Here is a 17,940-nt window from a genome sequence, read left to right as displayed (position 1 = left end):
GAAAAGGAAACCCACGACCATGGCCACCGAAGTCAAAGTCCCCACGCTCGGCGAGAGCGTCACCGAAGCCTCCATCGGCGAACTGCTGAAGAATGTCGGCGATAGCGTCGCGGTGGACGAGCCGATCGTCAGCCTCGAAACCGACAAGGTCGCGGTCGAGGCTCCCTCGCCCGTCGCCGGCGTGATCAAGGAATTCAAGGTCGCCGTGGGTGACACGGTGGAAGTCGGCGCGGTCCTCGCCATCGTCGAGGAAGGCGGCGCTGGCGCTGCCCCGTCGAGCGAGCCCAAGGCGGCGGCTCCCGATGCGGGTGTCGAGAAGGCGGCTCCCGAGCAGGCCAAGGAAGCGACCGGCTCCGATGCCTCGCAGACGCTTTCGCCAGCCGTGCGCCGCGCGGTGCTTGAACACGGAGTCGATCCCTCGACCATCAAGGGCACCGGCAAGGACGGTCGCCTGACCAAGGAAGACGTGATCGCCGCCGCCAAGGCCAAGGGCGACAGCCCGGCTCCGGCTCCCGCCGCATCGGCTCCGGCTGCGGCCCCCGCTGCAACCGGCGAGCGCCGCGAGGAACGCGTCAAGATGACGCGCATGCGCCAGACCATCGCCAAGCGCCTCAAGGGCGCGCAGGACAACGCCGCGCTCCTCACCACCTTCAACGATGTCGACATGAGCGCCGTCATGGAAGCGCGCGCGAAGTACAAGGACATGTTCGCCAAGAAGCACGAGATCCGCTTGGGCTTCATGGGCTTTTTCGCCAAGGCCGCCTGCCTTGCGCTGAAGGACGTACCCGCGGTCAACGCCTATATCGAAGGCGATGAGATCGTTTATCACGACTATGTCGATATCTCGGTCGCCGTCTCGGCGCCCAACGGCCTCGTCGTCCCGGTCATTCGCGATGCGCAGGACAAGGGCTTTGCCCGCATCGAGAAGGACATCGCGGACTTCGGCAAGCGCGCCAAGGAAGGCACGCTGACGATGGAAGACATGAAGGGCGGTACCTTCACCATCTCCAACGGCGGCGTGTTCGGAAGCCTCATGTCGACCCCGATCATCAACCCGCCGCAGAGCGCCGTCCTCGGCCTCCACCGCATTGAGGACCGCCCGGTCGTGGTCGACGGCGAGATCGTCATCCGCCCGATGATGTATATCGCGCTGTCCTACGACCACCGCCTGATCGACGGCCGCGAGGCGGTCACCGCGCTCAAGATCATCAAGGAAGCGATCGAAGATCCGACCCGGATGCTTATCGACCTTTGATAGCCTCGCGGGCGAGGCGTAGGGCGACGTCCAGCGCCTCCTCGCGCGGCACTTCCACGTCGGGTTTCACTCCGACGTCCTGCCAATTGGTACCGGTCAGCGGATGGCGCGACATCGCTTCGGGCAGGTCGAGCGCGAAATGCGTGCTGACCTTGCGATATTCGAACGGGTGCGCGCCGCCGCCGGTTACCTCGCCAATGATGGTCGCGCGGTCCATCGCCTGAAGGCTGTAGGCCAGCGCCTCTGCGGCTGAAAACGTCCGGCGCGAGGTCAGGATGTAGAGCGGCTTTTCCGACCCGAAGCGTTTTCCCGGCACCCAGGCGGGCACCGACTCATGAGTCCACTCGTCGCGTGGGCGGTTATAGGTCGACATGAACTGGCTGCCTGGCTCGACGAGGTAGCCCATCACCAGCAGCACGGTTTCCGCCCCGCCCCCGTTCTTGCGCAGGTCGATGATGAGCGCGTTGCCTTGCGCAACCGTGTTCATGGCCGCCGCAATCGTCTCCGCGCCCATCGAGGGCGGCGGGAACACGCGCAGGTCGAGCAGCATGACGTTGTCTTCCAGCCGCTCAATCTTCTGTACGCCGTTGTTGACACCGGCCCCGAACCATTCCTCGAAATCGTCGTTCAGCGTGAGCTGCTCGCCCTCCTCCACCGGATCTGGGATCGGCTTCTCGCTATAGGAAAGCCCAAGGTGTCCATCGCCCGAAACTGCGCGCAAGCGTTCGGTCACGCGTTTTGCGAAAGCCTGCCCATCTTCGGCACGTTCGACTTTCGCAGCCAGACGCTCCAATTCCGCCGTCAGCGTGTCGATATGCTGCGTGCCGACATAGCGGGTCTCGATCATCTCGATCGCTTCCTCAAGCGCCGCTCGCTGCTCGGCAGGGTCGACTTCGGCCGCAAGCGCGGGCAACGGTAGAGCGAGGAAAGCGACGCCAAGCGCCAGGCGTAGTTTCATTTCGTGTCTCCTTGGGCATCGGCGATCCGCGCCGCAAAATCCTTCTCTCCGAGCGCGGCAAGTGCGCGTTCGAGAGTGGTGACGAGGTCGATATCGGCGTCTGCCGCCATCGTGGCAGAGGCTTCCGACACGGCAGCCCAGACCGGCCTCAGATTGGCAACAGCCTCCATACCGCGCTCCGACAGCGTCACGAGCCGCGCACGGCGGTCTTCGCCCAGCTTCACTTCGAGCAGGTCGTCTTGCACCATCTGGCGGATCGTCTGCGTCATCGCGGGCTGGCTGACGCCGACCGCCTGCGCGATCTCGCCCACGGTCGCCTGCCGTTCGCTCAACAAAGCGCGCATGACGGGGTAATAGCGCGAACGCATCAGCGGATCGCACTTTGTATAGGCCAGCTCCACCGCGGGTTCGAGTTGGGCAAGCAGCGCCCTCAGCAGCGTGCCGAGGCCAACCGGCGGGGCTTCGTTTCGATATTCCATAAGCCCTTATATGTTTCGCTTCACAGGCCGGCAAGTGTTGCCTTCGCAGTGCGAATGTCTATGTCGCGCACAGCAATCGAATTGTGCCGCAACGGCATGCGAAAAACCGAGTTGATCATGGCAGATTACGACTACGACGTTCTTGTTATCGGTGCTGGCCCGGGTGGCTATGTCGCGGCGATCCGCGCTGCGCAGCTGGGCCTGAAGACCGCCTGTGCAGAAAGCCGCGAGACGCTGGGCGGCACCTGCCTCAACGTGGGATGCATCCCGTCGAAGGCGATGCTGCACGCGTCCGAGTTCTTCGACGCTGCTGCCAATGGCGCGATGGCCGACATGGGCATTGAGGTCGCGCCGAAGCTCAATCTCGACAAAATGCATGCCCAGCGCCGCGATGCGGTCAAGGGTCTGACCGGCGGCATCGAGTTCCTGTTCAAGAAGAACAAGGTCGACTGGAAAAAGGGCCACGCCACCTTCCAGGACGCGCACACGGTCAAGGTCGGCGACGAAACGGTCACCGCCAAGAACGTGATCATTGCCACCGGTTCCTCGGTCACCCCGCTTCCGGGAGTCGAGGTAGACAACGATGCTCAAGTGGTGGTCGATTCCACCGGCGCGCTCGAGCTGGCCTCGGTGCCGAAGAAGATGGTCGTCATTGGCGGCGGCGTGATCGGCCTCGAACTGGGGTCGGTCTGGAACCGCCTTGGCGCCGAGGTGGTGGTCGTGGAATTCCTCGACAAGCTGCTGCCCGGCATGGACGACGATGTCCGCAAGGAAGCGGCCAAGATCTTCAAGAAGCAGGGCATGGAGCTGAAGCTCAAGACCAAGGTCACCGGTGTGACGGTCACGGGCAAGAAGGCCACGCTGACGCTTGAACCGTCCGCTGGCGGCGAAGCGGAAACGCTCGAAGCCGATTGCGTGCTGGTCTCCATCGGTCGCAAGCCTAATACCGACGGCCTCGGCCTCGAGAACATCGGTCTGGAGGTCAACAAGCGCGGCCAGATCGAAACCGATCACGATTTCCGCACGACTGTCGACGGCGTCTGGGCCATCGGCGACGTCGTCCCCGGCCCCATGCTCGCGCACAAGGCGGAAGACGAAGGCATCGCCTGTGCCGAGAACATCGCGGGCCAGACCGGTATCGTGAACCACGATATCATCCCGGGCGTGGTCTACACCCTGCCCGAATTCGCCGGTGTCGGCCTCACCACCGAAGAAGCCATCGAGAAGATGGGTGGCGACAAGGCCAAGGTGAAGGTCGGCAAGTTCCCGATGATGGCCAACAGCCGCGCCAAGACCAACCACGAACCCGACGGCTTCGTGAAAGTCATCGCCGAAGCGGAGAGCGACCGGGTACTCGGCGTCTGGGCGATCGCCAGCGTTGCCGGCACCATGATCGCGCAGGCTGCTCAGGCGATGGAATTCGGCGCTACATCCGAAGACATCGCCTACACCTGCCACGCCCACCCGACGCATTCGGAAGCGATCAAGGAAGCGGCCATGGCGGTCCAGGGCAAGCCGATCCACATCTGATCGCACCCCGGTTGACGCAACAATCCCTTGCTGTATTGCAAAGATAATACAGCAAGGGATTTGCCATGATTCTTCGAACTTTCGCCGCAGCGCTTTGTCTCGGCACGGCAGCTTGCGCCACGCCCTGGGCCACATCGCCTCTAGCCAGTGCTCCGGAACAGGTGGACGGTGTCGCGCGCACAGTGCTCGCCCAGCTCAACGTAGCCGGTATCGGGATGGCGCGCATCGAAGACGGGCGCGTGGTCTGGATGGATTTCTGGGGCGAGCAGGCCGAGGGTGTTCCTGTCGGCCCGCAGACCGCCTTTAACGTCGCTTCGGTCGCCAAGACCGTGCTGGCCGAGACCACTTACCGCATCGCCGACCGGACCGATCTCGATCTCGATGATCCGATTGCTGCCTATTACGAGCACCCCGAACTTTCGAAAGACGCGCGCTACGCGAAACTTACGCCGCGTATTTTGCTCTCACATCAGGCGGGGCTACTCAACTGGGCCGACTCCTACGATGACGGCAAGCTCGCCTTCATCGACGAGCCTGGCAATGGCCAGGTGCATTATTCGGGCGCCGGAATCACCATCGTCATGCGCTATCTCGAGGCTCGTTACGGGAAGACCTACCCCGAACTGGTCGACGAATATCTTTTCAATCCCCTCGGCATCGCGGAAATCGCAGTCGGCCGCGAGGATTGGCTGGAAGGACGAGTCGCCGGGCCGGTCGACGCCACGGGCAAGCGCTATGCCCCCTTCACCAACGACCGCAGCGGCGCGCTCATCCTCATGGGCGCCTACAATCCGGCGGACAATCTGTACGCCACGGTGCCCGGTTATGCCCGCCTGCTCGTCGCCTTGATCAAAGCCGACGATCTTTCGCCCGAAATGCAGCAGGAGCGCAGCACCCTGCTGTCCCGCTCGGACAGCGCACTAGGGTATGTGTGCGTTGCGACCCCCGAAGACTGCCCCGATCCCCTTGGCTACGGCCCCGGCTGGACGCTGTTCGGCGAACCCGACCGGATGATCCTCAACCATAGTGGCAACGACTTCGGCGAGCATGCACAAGTCTATTTCAGTCCGGAAACGCGGGAAGGTCTTGTCCTGTTCATGAATGGTGGCGACGCTTTCGAATTGGGACTGCAGTTGCTGGAGGCGACCGATCCCGACCTGTTGATGGCGAGGCATTACCGGGCCCTGTTCGACCAGATGGCGGCACAGGCGGAATAGCCGCAACCGGGGCTAGCGCTCCGCCCTCCTCTCCCGGCAATTGACGCTGGCGCGCGGATGTCCGACACATCCGCGCGAGAGGAGATCTGCGTGGCCTATCCGAAACTGACCCAAGAGCCCGGCGCCATCGAGACCGCCGCCATGATCGCGCGTGGCGAGATGTCGCCGCTCGAGGCCGTCGACCACGCGATTGCGCGGATCGAGCGGCTCGATGCCCATATCAACGCGGTCGTCGTGTGCGATTTCGACCGTGCGCGCGATAAGGCCAAGGCGATGACGGGCAGCGGCGGCTCACGCGGCCAGCCGCTGTTCGGCGTGCCGATGACGATCAAGGAAAGTTTCGACATCGAGGGTCTGCCCACCAGTTGGGGGCACGAGGCGCACCGGGACGCCATCGCCAAGGCGGATTCGCGCGTTGTAACGCTGCTGAAGCAGGCGGGCGTAGTGTTTTTGGGCAAGACCAACGTCCCGCCCGACCTTGCCGACTGGCAATCCGCCAACCCGGTCTATGGCCGCACGCACAATCCCCACGACCATGAGCGTTCGCCCGGCGGGTCCTCGGGCGGTTCCGCAGCGGCCGTGGCGAGCGGCATGGTGCCCTGCGAATTCGGGACCGACATCGGCGGCTCGGTGCGTGTGCCTGCGCATTTCTGCGGCGTCTGGGGACACAAGTCGAGCTGGGGCCTGATCAGCAAGGAGGGTCACGACCATCCGCTGATGGCCGGCCGCGGCGCGCATGACGGGGCGCTCTCCATTGCCGGCCCGCTGGCCCGCAACGCCGCCGATCTGGCGGTGCTGCTGCGCCTGACCGCCTCAATGCCGCTGTCCGAGCGCACCAGGCCCTTGCGCGACTGCCGGGTCCTGATGCTCATCGACCACCCCTCCTGCCCCACTGACAGCGGAGTGCGTGGCCCGATGGAGGCGGCCGCCATCGCGCTGGAGAAGGCCGGAGTGACGGTTGACCGCAGCAGCGACCTCGTCCCCGATCTCGAGCGCCAGCACGGCAACTACATGCGCATGCTCAACATCGCCATGGCGCGCGGCGCGCCGAACAAGGACGGCAAGCGCGCGAGCGCGACCGACTGGTTCGACCTCCTCGACACGCAGGCGCGCAACGAGATGGCGTGGCACCGCCTGTTCGAGACCTACGACTTCGTCCTTGCCCCGCCCGCACCGGTGCTTGCCGTCCCGAACAGCAAGACCCGCGTGTTCGACGGGACCATAGAGATCGAGGGAAAGGAGGCTCCCGGAGCCGCGGGCCTGTGCTGGGCGGGTCTTGCCACCTTCCCCAATCTTCCCGCCACCGTCCTTCCCATTGGCGAGAGCGGCGGGCTTCCGTGCGGCATGCAGGTCATGGCTCCGCGCTGGGCGGACCTGGCAGCCATCGAAGCTGCGGAAGAGATCGGCCGGGTCTTGCACTCCTGACCGCGCAGCGCCAAGGCTCGCAGCCGGACGACGGGAGAATACGCGTGGCGAACCAGCGCATCATGCAGCGCTTTGCGAAATGGCACATCTGGCTCGGATGGCTGGTCGGCGTGCCGATCCTCATGTGGACGGTCACCGGCCTCATCATGGTCATCAAGCCGATCGAGGAAGTGCGCGGCAACCACCTCCGCAAGGAAGTGACCGAGCGCGCGCTGCCGCCCGATACGAACATCTCGGTCGCGCTTCCGTCCGAAAGCACCGAACCGGTCCGCTCGGTCACCACGCAGGTCGAGCGTGGCGAGACCGTGACGCGCATCACATACATGGACGGGACGAGCGAACGCTTCCGCACGAATGGCGTGAAGATGTCGCCCCTGTCCGAAGTGGAAGCGCGGCTGATCGTGGGCGAACGCATTCACGGCGGGGACAAGGTGGTCAGCACGGCGCGTTATGAGGCCGACGCCGTGCCCTTCGACTTCCGCCGCCCGATGCCGGTCTGGCAGGTCGTGCTGGAAGACGGCACGCACGTCTATGTCGGCACCGAAACCGGCGCGATCGAGGCGGTGCGCACGCGCTGGTGGCGGACCTTCGATTTCGTCTGGGGCCTCCACATCATGGACCTGGAAACGCGCGAGGACACGAGCCACCCAATCCTCATCCTCTTCGCCCTGCTCGGCGTGATCGGATCGCTGCTTGGTTGCGTGCTCATGTTCCGCCGCCGCAAGGCGCGCCCGCAGGTAACCACTTGAACGAGGAAATCCTCACCCCCGTCCTCGACTGGCTGGACCTTGCTGGCGTTGCGATCTTCGCGCTGACCGGCGCGCTGGTCGCGGCCAAGGAAAAGCAGACGCTGGTGACGCTGTCCTTCTTCGCGCTGATCACCGGCGTCGGCGGCGGTACGATCCGCGACCTGCTGATCGGCGCGCCCGTGTTCTGGATTACCGACCCCTGGGTGGCGGCGATCTGCCTTGGCGTGGCGCTCTTCACCTGGTTCACGCCGACGCGCTGGCTGGAGGGCAAGTTTCTCTCGATTGCCGACGGCATGGGTCTAGCCGCCTATGCGGTGCTCGGCACGGCGAAGGCCCTTCAATATGGCGTGCCGCCCGTGCCTGCGCTGCTGATGGGAGTCATCACCGGGACAGCCGGCGGGATCATCCGCGACGTGCTGGCAGGTCGCCCGTCGATCCTGATGCGGCCGGAACTCTATGTCACCGCGGCGGCGCTGTCGGCCTCGATCACCGTCGCAGGGAGCTTGCTGGGTGTCACCAATTGGTGGACATGGATCGCGGCGGCGCTGGCGGGCTTTGCGCTGCGCCTAGCCGCGATCCTGCTCAATCTGGCCCTGCCCGCCTATGACGAGCGGGCCGCCGCCGAGGACTAGGCCCCGGCGCCGGGGTAGCCGGTACCGATTTCGAGATCGCCGTCGACCGGGGCGTCGTCATCCTCGACCGGGCCGCCCGGATAGTCGGCCTGCGGGACCGCCGAAGCGACTGCCTCGCCGCGATCCACCCGGCTCCATTCGCTGGCGTAGCGATCATCGTCCCACTGATCATCCGCGTCCTCGCCCTGATCGTCCTGACCATAGCGACGCTCATCCTCGTTCCAGTCGGTATCCTCGTAACGGCCGTCTTCGTAACGGCCATCGTCGTCGCGGTCGTAGCGAGCGCTGCGTCCGCTGTAGTCGATGTCCTGGATACGGCCATTGTCGCCAATCCGGCACAGGAAGCCGCCGCCGCGCGAAAGCGTGCCCTCGACCATCCAGCCGCGCGCGGTGCGGTCCACCCGCTCGACGCTTTCGACCCGGCGATCGCGCTCGATGGCATCGAGGCACATCTCGACCGCGCGATCGATTCCGCGCCCGTCTTCCCAGCGCGCGTCGCGGCGATAGTCGCGGTCACGATTCCTTCGGTCATCGCGGGTGGCCGCCTTGGCAGCATGAGCGATAGCGCCAACGATCAGCACTCCCGCCAGCACGTCTCCCACACCGGGTCCGCGACGGTACCGGTAACGATAATGGCGGCGATGCTCCGCCGTCTGCGCCTTTTCGATATCGAGCACCGGCACGGCGGCGGCATGGGCCGGCGCCTTGGTCGGCTGAGGCATTTCGGCAGCCTGAGCGGGCATGGCGGTGAGCGAAAGCGCGGCCAGCATGGCAGGCGCGGCGGCAAGTCTGGTCTTCAGCGGCATTGACCGGTCCCCGTTTCTTACGCACCCCCACCTGGCGCGAATCGTCTAGTGATGCCCATGTTCATGCGGAGGAAAGCCTTTAGCGAGGCTGAACCGCGCACGAAAAACGGCCCGGACGCCTGCGCCCGGGCCGTGTGTGATGTGTTTGCAAAAGGGTCTTAGCGGAGGCCGCGGATACCCTTGAAGTCGACATGGCTCACGCGGCCACGCTCGATGTTGCAGGTGAACTTGCCGCTATCGCGGTCGTTCCAGCGCTGGTAACGGTTGTTGCGATCGCGATAGCCCCGGCGATCGTAACGTCCACCGCGGTAGTTTCCATCGACAACCATGCGGCCCTTCACCCTCCAGCCGTAACGCGTGTCGTCCACGTCGCGGATTTCGGTGACCTGGGCGTAGCGATAGCCACCGTAGCGGCGCGCATCCTGCTTTGCCGCTGCTACACAGCGCTCGACGGCTGCGCGCGGATTGCCGCGGTTGCGGTACTGGTTGTAGCGATAATCGCGTCCGTCTCGGTAATAACGGCCATCGCGGTAATAGCGTCCGTCCCGATAATAATCGCGGTCGCGGCTCGCGGAATTGGCGATGGCGGCAATACCGCCGATGATCACGGCACCGGCAATGACGTCGCCGACGGAAATGCCGTCGTCGCGGTCACGGGCCTGGGCAGGCGTTGCACCGGCGAGCGCCATTGCACCGACAGCTGCCGTCGCGATCCCACCCTTCGCAAACTTCTGGAAATAGTTGGTCATGTGAGGTTCTCCTCATCTCTACCGGGGCGGGATTGCCTCGGTTGATTGAGGTTCTAGGCGATTCGCTGTGAGGTGACGCTGAATCCCGATTGCAGGCGATGTTCAGGTAAAGCGCACTTTATCTGAACAATTATTCTGCAATGCTTTCAAGCACATCGCGCGTGAAACCGGCGATATCGAAGCGCGAACCGGCCGGATCCTCACCCCTTCGGACGATCACGGTGTTCATACTCGGGACGATTACTATGAACTGCCCGCGGTTGCCCATCGCGGCGAAGGTGTCGGGCGGGATGCCGTCCGACTTGTTGAAGAGCCAGAACCCTGCACCATAGCCAAAGGGACCATCCGGCTGCGGGCTAGAGGGGGCGGAAACATACTTGACCCAGCCTTCGGGCAGGATGCGGGTTCCGTCGGCCAGCAGCCCATCGTTGAGGTAGAGCTGGCCAAGCTTGGCAAGATCGCGCGCGGTCGACCAGACTTGCGACGAGAGAATAAAGTCTCCCCGCCAATCGGTCTCGGCAACCGTGTGATCCATACCGACCGCTTCCAGGAAGGCCGCTGGAGGGTGGCTCGCGAAGGTAGGAGTTATCGCTTTTATCGCTGCCAGCGTATCGTTGTTCGCATAGCGGAAAACCGTGCCCGGGGTGTGAATGAGCGGCCAATGCTGCGCGGTCTCCTCGACGCTCGATCCGCCATAGTAAAGCGGATCGGTCCGGTTGCCGGGTGTGTCCGAATAGCGACCGGAGGCCATGCGCAAAAGGTGGTCGATGGTGATAGCGTTGCGCCGGTCGTTAAACGCAAGACCGAGCTTCGCCGACGTGTTTACCGTGATCTCGCCGCGATAAGTGGCCGCTCCGACGAGGGTCGCGGCAAGGCTCTTCGCGACGGACCACGTGCGCTGCGGCACGGCTGGCCCGAACTCGGCAACATAGCGTTCCCCGACAATTTCTCCCCCGAGCATGACCAAGGCGGCAGTCGTGCGCGTGTCCTGGCCGTAGGCAGGACCGAACGCTCGCCCGAAGACGTCACCCAGAGAAGCGGTTGGAGCGATGACCTCTCCGTCTGCAAGGGTCTTCGGCTCTCGCACTGAGTTGAAGGGAGCGGGGGCTCCACCAACAGGGAGTTGGTAACAACCCTTCTGGGAATCGTGGATCGCAATACGCGGCGATACCCCATCGGCCCAGGAGACGGAGACCTGAACCAATTGCCCGGTCGGCCCGCGCTGGATCTGGAAGGGTAAGTCGGGGGCTAAACCGTCGAGCGGGGATTGAATGCCAGCAAGCTCCCATCGCTCCACGCTTTCAGGCGAACGCTCAGCGCCATTGCGCTCCGCATTCGCGATGGCACTGCACAGGAACAGCGCCTTGTACCCGGCCGCGAGCGCCCTGTCGTAACGCGCGTCGAGCTCGTCCTGTGTGGTCGATTGGGCGAGCGTCGGTGTGGCGGAGAGGAGGGCAGCGGCGGCGAGTGCGGTTCGGATCATGCGGCAGAGGATTGCCGCGCCTCCTGCGCCAAGTCAAAGCCTTGCGGCGCGCTTTCGAACCAATGCTCCATGCCGAGCGCCTCCATGTCGGGCAGGAAATCCTCGAGCGCGAGGAAGCCCGAACAGACATGCGCGCCCTTCCCCGGACCCGTGCCCTCCCGACGGTGCCGGATCATCGCCAGCGCGGCGAGCACCGGGACATAAGGCCCGCGATTGGCGTCGGCGCGCAGTATCCATGTGTTCTCGACCGATTCCCCAGCAGGCCCCTCGCCCCGCGCCCTCACCGTCATCGCACCCCGATCGGAGCCGACGAGCCGCACCAGTTCGGCAAGCTTGAGCATCGGCAGAGCAAATGGCTGCAGGGTCTTGAGCCAGCCCCAGCGCACCGGCAGCGCGCACAGCCACAGGCCGATATGCAGAAGGCCAAGCTCCAGCCCGGCAAAGAACTCCGCCGACCGGCGCGGCTTGTAGCGCGCGACCAGCAGGTCCTGCTCGGGCGTGTCGCAGACCGAGGCCCAGCGTTTGCCGATGCGCGGGATGTCCTCGCGGTGGAGGCCGCCCCAGCCCGGCACCTCCTGCCACGCGCCTTCGCGAAAGACGTGGACGGGCTTGCCGACATAGGAGAGGATCGCTTCCACTACCGAGCGGCCGCGCGGGGCGCGGTTGCCGGGGTAGATGCCGACGCGCAGGTCGTCGATTGCACGCCAGCCTGCCGTCAGCCAGTCCAGGACCGCGTGGCTGAGTGCAGGGATCGAGCTTGCGCCCGTCACCAGCGCGACACCGGCCTCCCTCGCCTGCGCGTCGAAGCGCGGGAAGCGGGCGATGAACTCGCGCCCGTCGGCAAGGTCCAAATAGTCGACTCGCGCCCCAATCGCCGCGTCGATCAGCCGCGTGTGCGAATGCTGAAAAGGGCCGGCGGCGTCGATCACGAGATCGTAGCCCACAAGATCGACCGATTTCACGTGGTCGCGATCGATGCGGGCCAGCCCGACCTTCGCGGGAAGCCGGGCGGCGAGCGCCTCCAGCTTGGCAAGGTTGCGCGCCGCCAGCGTCAGCGCGATGCCCGGCTCCTTTACCGCCAGTTCGGCAAGGCGCGACCCGAAGACACCGCTCGCGCCCACCAGCAGGACTTTCAAAGGCTCAGCCATCGCGGAACACTCCCATCTGGTAAACCAGTTCGCCCAGCAAGGGGTGGACGAGGCTCAACGAGAATTCGAACCGCCCCTCGCCGAGGTCGCGGTGGCGGACGACCGTGCGGCCCGGCCCGATCCAGTGCGGCAGGCGCAAGCGGACTGGCCCGATGTCGAGGAAATAGTGGTCGCTGCGAAATTCGAGGCCGCGCTCGATCGCGACCACCTTGAGCGCCATGCCGATGCCCCGTCCGAGATACTCTTCCAGCCCCGAACGCCCGGCGAAGCGCTTGGCGCTGTGGATCACCTGCGGGAAACCGCGCTTGCGGGCGTAGACGCGCGTCCAGCACTGGCCGCCGCTCGCCCCGTCTTCGCTGACCGAGACCGTGGCGGGCACGCCCTTGTCCGCATGGAGCGGCAGCGGGGCGCCGATCACCCGGCATAGCTGGGCGAGAAGCCACCCAGCGCGGCTGAAGCGGACCTCCTCGATCACGCCGGGGTAAATTGCGAGCTTCGCCTCCGCGAGGCGCTTCGAGAAGCGCTTTTGCACGGCCTGCGGGAGCCCGCGCCAGGCCACTTCACCCACGAGGGCCCGGAAGCGCGTGTCATAGGCCAGCCCACTTGCGACCGGTCCGTCTTGCCTGACCTCTTGCTCCTGCGCCTGCATCGCCTTCCCCTTTCGCGATTGCGCTATTTCTTGCCCTTGCCGGGCCTCCATCCGATAACCTTCACGATCCCTGACCCCAGACCGATCAGCGTCATGAGCGCGCCCTTCGGTACGTTGAGCATCTCGTCGTGCCAGCGCGACATCGTGGAGACGAACTCGAGCATGTCGGCGAGCTTCTGGCGGGCCTGCGGGCTGATGGCGGGATCGCGCGTGGCCTCTTCATTGCACAGCTTGAGCGCCGCCTCCGCCGGATCGATCTCGCGCTCCTTGCGCCCGCGGGCGATGCGCGTTGCCATTTCCCAGATGTCGGCTTCGGCCGTGAAATGATCGCGTCGCTCGCCCAGCACGGGCACGCGCTCGATCAGTTTCCACGAAAGCAGCTCGCGGATCGAATTCGACACATTTGAGCGGGCGAGGCCCAGCGTCGCTGCGATCTGTTCGGCGTTGAGCGGTTCGTCGGAGATGAACAGAAGCGCATGGATTTGCGCGACCGAGCGATTCACGCCCCACTGGCTGCCCAGATCGCCCCAATGCAGCACGAAGCGCGCGATGGATGGCGACAATTCGATCCTGTCATTCTTTTCTGTCATGACAGAAATATCTGTCAAAGCCGTTCGAGAGTCAAGCGCGCATAGAAAAAGGCCGGAGGATTTCTCCCCCGGCCTCTTCCATGTCTCGTGTCGAGCGAAGCGCTTACGCGTCTTCCATCTCTTCCTCGGTCATCACCGGGCCGCTGTCCTGGCCCTTGGCGTCGACATCGCGGTCGACGAATTCGATGACGGCCATGGCGGCGGCGTCGCTGCCGCGGTAGCCAGCCTTGATGACGCGGGTGTAGCCGCCGTCACGGTCCGAGTAACGCTCGGCCAGAACGTCAAACAGCTTCTTCAGCTGCGTTTCGTCCTGCAGCTTGCTCATGGCAAGGCGGCGGTTCGAAAGACCGCCACGCTTTGCGAGCGTGATCAGCTTCTCGATGTAAGGACGCAGTTCCTTGGCCTTCGCCTGCGTGGTGAGGATCTGCTCGTGCTTGATGAGCGCGGCGCTCATGTTGCGGAACAGGGCCTTGCGGTGGCCGGTCTTGCGCTGGAGCTTACGGCCCGAAATCTTGTGACGCATAGTACTTCCTTCTTCGTTCGTAGGGGGCCCGTTCTAGGTAGCCCGATACGGGCCGGATTAACGGGTCCGGCCCACTCCCGTGTATCTGGATTAGCCCAGCAGCTCCTGTTCGAGCTTCTTGGCCATTTCCTCGATGTTTTCCGGCGGCCAGCCAGGGATGTCCATGCCGAGGCGCAGACCCATCGAGCTCAGGACTTCCTTGATCTCGTTGAGCGACTTGCGGCCGAAGTTCGGCGTACGGAGCATCTCGGCCTCGGTCTTTTGGACCAGGTCGCCGATGTAGATGATGTTGTCGTTCTTGAGGCAGTTTGCCGAACGGACCGACAGTTCCAGCTCGTCGACCTTCTTGAGGAGGTAACGGTTGAGCTGGTTGGTGTCGCTTTCCTGCGGCTCTGCAGCCTGGCCGATCATGGCCGAGCTGGGCTGCGGGATGCCGTCTTCGAAGTGGACGAACAGGGTCAGCTGATCCTGGAGGATGCGCGCGGCATAGGCCACGGCGTCTTCCGGAGTGACGGTGCCGTCGGTTTCGATGGTCAGCGAAAGCTTGTCGTAGTCCAGTTCCTGGCCGACACGGGCGTTCTCGACCTTGTAGCTCACCTGGCGGACCGGCGAGTACAGGCTGTCGACCGGGATGAGGCCGATCGGAGCGTCGACCGGACGGTTCATCACGGCGGGGCGGTAGCCCTTACCGGTGTCCGCGGTCAGTTCCATGTTCAGCGTGGCACCTTCGTCGAGGTGACAGATGACGAGGTCCTTGTTCATGACCTCGATGTCGCCGGTGACGGCGATGTCGCCGGCCTTCACTTCGCCCGGGCCGGTGGCCGAGAGCTGGAGGCGCTTGAGGCCTTCGCCTTCCATCTTGAGCGCGATCTGCTTCACGTTCAGGACGATATCGGTGACGTCCTCGCGCACGCCGGCGAGCGAGGAGAATTCATGCAGCACGTTCTCGATCTTGATCGAGGTAATGGCTGCACCCTGCAGCGAGGACAGCAGAACGCGACGCAGCGCGTTGCCGAGCGTAAGGCCGAAGCCGCGCTCGAGCGGTTCGGCCACGAAGGTCGCCTTGCGGCCCTTGTCGCCACCGTCCTTGATGTCGAGGGTGTTGGGTTTCTTGAGTTCCTGCCAGTTCTTGATGTTGACGGACATGGATTTCCCCTGGTGTGGATGCGGGCAGGACCGGAGCTCTTTATCGAGCGTCCGGTCCGTGAATGTGTCGGTGGCTCAGCGTATCCGAGCCACCAGGCAGGTACGGATCAGACGCGACGACGCTTGGAAGGACGGACCCCGTTGTGCGGGATCGGCGTCACGTCGCGGATCGAGGTGATGGTGAAGCCCACAGCCGCGAGACCGCGCAGTGCGCTCTCACGACCCGAGCCCGGGCCCTTCACTTCGACTTCGAGGGTGCGCACGCCGTGTTCGGCGGCCTTGCGGCCTGCGTCGTCGGCGGCAACCTGCGCGGCATAGGGAGTCGACTTGCGGCTGCCCTTGAAGCCCATCATGCCGGCGCTGGACCAGCTGATGGCGTTGCCCTGCGCGTCGGTGATGGTGATCATCGTGTTGTTGAAGCTGGCGTTGATGTGCGCGACGCCCGAAGAGATGTTCTTCTTATCGCGGCGCCGTACGCGGCCTGGTTCGCGTGCCATGGTGTGTATTCCTCTATTCTATCAAGAAGGCAAAAGCTTATCGGGAAACCCGAAGCTTACTTCTTCTTGCCGGCGATCGGCTTGGCCTTACCCTTGCGGGTGCGGGCGTTGGTGTGGGTGCGCTGGCCGCGAACGGGCAGGCCGGCACGGTGACGAAGGCCGCGATAGGAACGCAGGTCCATCAGGCGCTTGATGTTCATCGCGGTTTCGCGACGAAGGTCACCTTCAACCGTATGCTCTTCATCGATGGTTTCACGAACGCGAAGCAGTTCCTCGTCGGTGAGGTCCTGGACACGCGTGGTGTGATCGATGCCGAGCTTGTCGGCGATCTCGACGGCCTTAGTGCGACCGATACCGTGAATATAGGTGAGCGCGATGATAACGCGCTTGTTGGTGGGGATGTTTACCCCGGCAATACGAGCCACTTAAATCTCCATGCTCCACAGGGTCTCTTGAAGCGGGACCCCATCTCAACGCTTTGTTTTCACTGACACCCGTGGACGCCGGTAGCGCAAAAAGCCCGGATGGCGCGCACATAGGCAACCGCCTGCCGGACTCGCCGCAAGTGTCGAATGAAAGGCGCGCTTAGTCGGATTCGCCGCGAGGGTCAACCGTCTCGCGCACGCAAACACGCGAAGGCAGCCCATATGGTTGCCCCGCCCGTGTTATCAAGGGTGTCATAGACAATGGCGCGGCGTCCGTCAAAATCCGGTTAAACCACCCCGAAGGCGAGCATCGCGTCTGCAACCTTCTTGAAGCCGGCGATATTGGCCCCGCGGACATAGTCGATATAGCCGTCCTGCTCGCCATGCTCGACGCATTTGTCGTGGATGTCCTGCATGAGTTCGGTGAGCATCTCGCCCAGTTTGTCGTGGTTCCAGCTGATCCGCTCGGCGTTCTGGCTCATTTCCAGACCCGACACGGCCACCCCGCCGGCATTTGCCGCCTTGCCGGGCCCGTAGAGGATCTTCGCCTCGTGGAAAACCTTCACCCCTTCGAGCGTCGTCGGCATGTTCGCGCCTTCGGAGACCGCCATGCAGCCGTTCTCGACCAGCGCCTTCGCATCGTCCTCGCACAGCTCGTTCTGCGTTGCGCACGGGAGGGCGATGTCGCAGTCGACATTCCATGGCTTCTTGCCCTCATGAAAGGTCGCGTTGGTGAAGTGGTCGGCGTATTCGCTGATGCGTCCACGCCTCTCGTTCTTGAGGCGTTTGACCCAGTCGATCTTCTCCTGGTCGATGCCGTCGGGATCGTGGATGAAGCCGTCGCTGTCCGACAGGGTGAGCACCTTGGCGCCGAGCTGGCAGAGCTTTTCCGCCGCATGCGTTGCAACATTGCCGGAGCCGGAAATGACCGCTTGCTTGCCCTCGATATCCTGCCCGTCCTTTTCCAGCATGTTGCGCAGGAAGTAGACCGCGCCATAGCCGGTGGCCTCGGGCCGCATCTTCGAGCCGCCGTATTCAGTGCCCTTGCCGGTCAGCACGCCTTCCCAGCGGTTGGTGATCCGCTTGTACTGGCCGAACATATAGCCGATCTCGCGCGCGCCGACGCCGATATCGCCCGCGGGCACGTCGGTATCGGGGCCGATGTGGCGATAGAGTTCGGTCATGAAGGACTGGCAAAAGCGCATGACTTCGCTGTCGCTTTTGCCCTTGGGGTTGAAGTTCGCCCCGCCCTTCCCGCCGCCCATCGGCAGGCCGGTGAGCGAATTCTTGAAGGTCTGCTCGAAGGCGAGGAACTTGAGGACGCTTTCGTTCACGCTGGGATGGAACCGGATGCCGCCCTTGTAGGGGCCGATCGCGTTGTTGTTCTGCACGCGCCACCCGCGCTGGACGCGGATGTTGTGGTTGTCATCCTCCCAGCAGACGCGGAAGGAGACCACGCGATCGGGCTCGGCGATCCGCCGCAGGATCTGCGCCTCGTGGTATTCCTCCTTGTCCTCGATGAAATCGAAGATGTCCTGCGCCACCTCATGGACGGCCTGGATGAACTCATCCTGCCCCGGATTGCGCTTCTTCACGCCTTCCATGAAGGTCGGAAGATCGACGTGCCTGTCGTAGACGGATGCCAAGGCGCACCTCCCATCTCTCCCCGTTTTTGCGGG

General features: G+C 64.1%; 19 protein-coding genes. 6 read left to right on the top strand and 13 right to left on the bottom strand.

Going from position 1 to position 17,940, the window contains the following annotated elements:
• Nucleotides 1–19: 19 nt before the first annotated feature.
• The gene (gene odhB, locus K3148_RS11370) at nt 20–1,255 is read left to right on the top strand and encodes a 2-oxoglutarate dehydrogenase complex dihydrolipoyllysine-residue succinyltransferase (RefSeq protein ID WP_221424890.1); all 1,236 of its coding nucleotides are present in this window, start codon (nt 20–22) and stop codon (nt 1,253–1,255) included.
• On the opposite strand, the gene K3148_RS11365 is transcribed toward odhB, so the two are convergent.
• Both K3148_RS11365 and K3148_RS11360 read right to left on the bottom strand, forming a co-directional pair.
• Complete coding sequence (locus K3148_RS11365; RefSeq protein ID WP_221424889.1) at nt 1,242–2,213, bottom strand: S41 family peptidase; 972 nt, start codon at nt 2,211–2,213, stop codon at nt 1,242–1,244. The genes odhB and K3148_RS11365 overlap by 14 nt on opposite strands.
• Complete coding sequence (locus K3148_RS11360; RefSeq protein WP_221424888.1) at nt 2,210–2,692, bottom strand: MarR family winged helix-turn-helix transcriptional regulator; 483 nt, start codon at nt 2,690–2,692, stop codon at nt 2,210–2,212. The genes K3148_RS11365 and K3148_RS11360 overlap by 4 nt, the downstream gene beginning before the upstream one ends.
• Before the next feature lie 117 nt (nt 2,693–2,809).
• On the opposite strand from K3148_RS11360, the gene lpdA reads away from it, so the two are divergent.
• From lpdA to K3148_RS11335, 5 genes are all read left to right on the top strand, one after another.
• Entirely contained in the window at nt 2,810–4,222 is a 1,413-nt protein-coding gene (gene lpdA / locus K3148_RS11355; RefSeq protein WP_221424887.1) for a dihydrolipoyl dehydrogenase, read from the top strand.
• Between the two features lie 65 nt (nt 4,223–4,287).
• On the top strand, nt 4,288–5,439 hold the full coding sequence (locus K3148_RS11350; RefSeq protein ID WP_221424886.1) for a serine hydrolase domain-containing protein: 1,152 nt from the start codon (nt 4,288–4,290) through the stop codon (nt 5,437–5,439).
• A 57-nt stretch (nt 5,440–5,496) separates the two neighbouring features.
• Entirely contained in the window at nt 5,497–6,864 is a 1,368-nt protein-coding gene (locus tag K3148_RS11345) for an amidase family protein (protein WP_247711560.1), read from the top strand.
• A gap of 44 nt (nt 6,865–6,908) precedes the next feature.
• Nucleotides 6,909–7,613, top strand: coding sequence for a PepSY domain-containing protein (locus K3148_RS11340; protein WP_221424885.1), 705 nt, complete (start codon nt 6,909–6,911; stop codon nt 7,611–7,613).
• Nucleotides 7,610–8,245 (top strand): trimeric intracellular cation channel family protein, encoded by a 636-nt coding sequence (locus K3148_RS11335; protein ID WP_221424884.1) that lies wholly within the window; start codon nt 7,610–7,612, stop codon nt 8,243–8,245. The genes K3148_RS11340 and K3148_RS11335 overlap by 4 nt, the downstream gene beginning before the upstream one ends.
• Here the strand turns inward: K3148_RS11335 and K3148_RS11330 are convergent.
• The 11 genes from K3148_RS11330 to gdhA all read right to left on the bottom strand — a co-directional run bounded on the left by K3148_RS11330 (nt 8,242) and on the right by gdhA (nt 17,865).
• A complete protein-coding gene (locus K3148_RS11330; protein WP_221424883.1) occupies nt 8,242–9,051 on the bottom strand; it encodes a hypothetical protein in 810 nt (269 codons plus the stop codon). The two genes, K3148_RS11335 and K3148_RS11330, sit on opposite strands and share 4 nt — an antisense overlap.
• Nucleotides 9,052–9,209: 158 nt before the next feature.
• The gene (locus K3148_RS11325; protein WP_221424882.1) at nt 9,210–9,800 is read right to left on the bottom strand and encodes a hypothetical protein; all 591 of its coding nucleotides are present in this window, start codon (nt 9,798–9,800) and stop codon (nt 9,210–9,212) included.
• Between the two features lie 130 nt (nt 9,801–9,930).
• Entirely contained in the window at nt 9,931–11,283 is a 1,353-nt protein-coding gene (locus K3148_RS11320; RefSeq protein WP_221424881.1) for a serine hydrolase domain-containing protein, read from the bottom strand.
• On the bottom strand, nt 11,280–12,431 hold the full coding sequence (locus tag K3148_RS11315; RefSeq protein WP_221424880.1) for a saccharopine dehydrogenase family protein: 1,152 nt from the start codon (nt 12,429–12,431) through the stop codon (nt 11,280–11,282). The genes K3148_RS11320 and K3148_RS11315 overlap by 4 nt, the downstream gene beginning before the upstream one ends.
• A complete protein-coding gene (locus tag K3148_RS11310) occupies nt 12,424–13,080 on the bottom strand; it encodes a DUF4166 domain-containing protein (protein WP_221424879.1) in 657 nt (218 codons plus the stop codon). Before K3148_RS11310 ends, K3148_RS11315 begins: the two co-directional genes overlap by 8 nt.
• 23 nt (nt 13,081–13,103) lie before the next feature.
• Nucleotides 13,104–13,670, bottom strand: a complete 567-nt coding sequence (locus tag K3148_RS11305) for a GbsR/MarR family transcriptional regulator (protein WP_221424878.1) — start codon at nt 13,668–13,670, stop codon at nt 13,104–13,106.
• A gap of 103 nt (nt 13,671–13,773) precedes the next feature.
• Complete coding sequence (rplQ, locus tag K3148_RS11300; RefSeq protein WP_221424877.1) at nt 13,774–14,193, bottom strand: 50S ribosomal protein L17; 420 nt, start codon at nt 14,191–14,193, stop codon at nt 13,774–13,776.
• A gap of 90 nt (nt 14,194–14,283) precedes the next feature.
• Nucleotides 14,284–15,339 (bottom strand): DNA-directed RNA polymerase subunit alpha, encoded by a 1,056-nt coding sequence (locus K3148_RS11295; RefSeq protein WP_221424876.1) that lies wholly within the window; start codon nt 15,337–15,339, stop codon nt 14,284–14,286.
• 107 nt (nt 15,340–15,446) lie between these two features.
• Nucleotides 15,447–15,836 carry a 30S ribosomal protein S11 gene (rpsK, locus tag K3148_RS11290; RefSeq protein ID WP_006831904.1) on the bottom strand — a complete coding sequence of 130 codons (390 nt, stop codon included), beginning with the start codon at nt 15,834–15,836 and terminating at the stop codon, nt 15,447–15,449.
• Between the two features lie 56 nt (nt 15,837–15,892).
• Nucleotides 15,893–16,261, bottom strand: coding sequence for a 30S ribosomal protein S13 (gene rpsM / locus K3148_RS11285; protein WP_221424875.1), 369 nt, complete (start codon nt 16,259–16,261; stop codon nt 15,893–15,895).
• A 287-nt stretch (nt 16,262–16,548) separates the two neighbouring features.
• Entirely contained in the window at nt 16,549–17,865 is a 1,317-nt protein-coding gene (gdhA, locus tag K3148_RS11280) for an NADP-specific glutamate dehydrogenase (RefSeq protein ID WP_221426699.1), read from the bottom strand.
• Nucleotides 17,866–17,940: the final 75 nt, after the last annotated feature.

Origin of the sequence: Qipengyuania aurantiaca (assembly GCF_019711375.1) — a bacterium.
GTDB lineage: Bacteria > Pseudomonadota > Alphaproteobacteria > Sphingomonadales > Sphingomonadaceae > Qipengyuania > Qipengyuania aurantiaca.
Note: the sequence above shows the minus strand (reverse complement) of the source record. Positions and strands in the feature narration are given on the sequence as shown.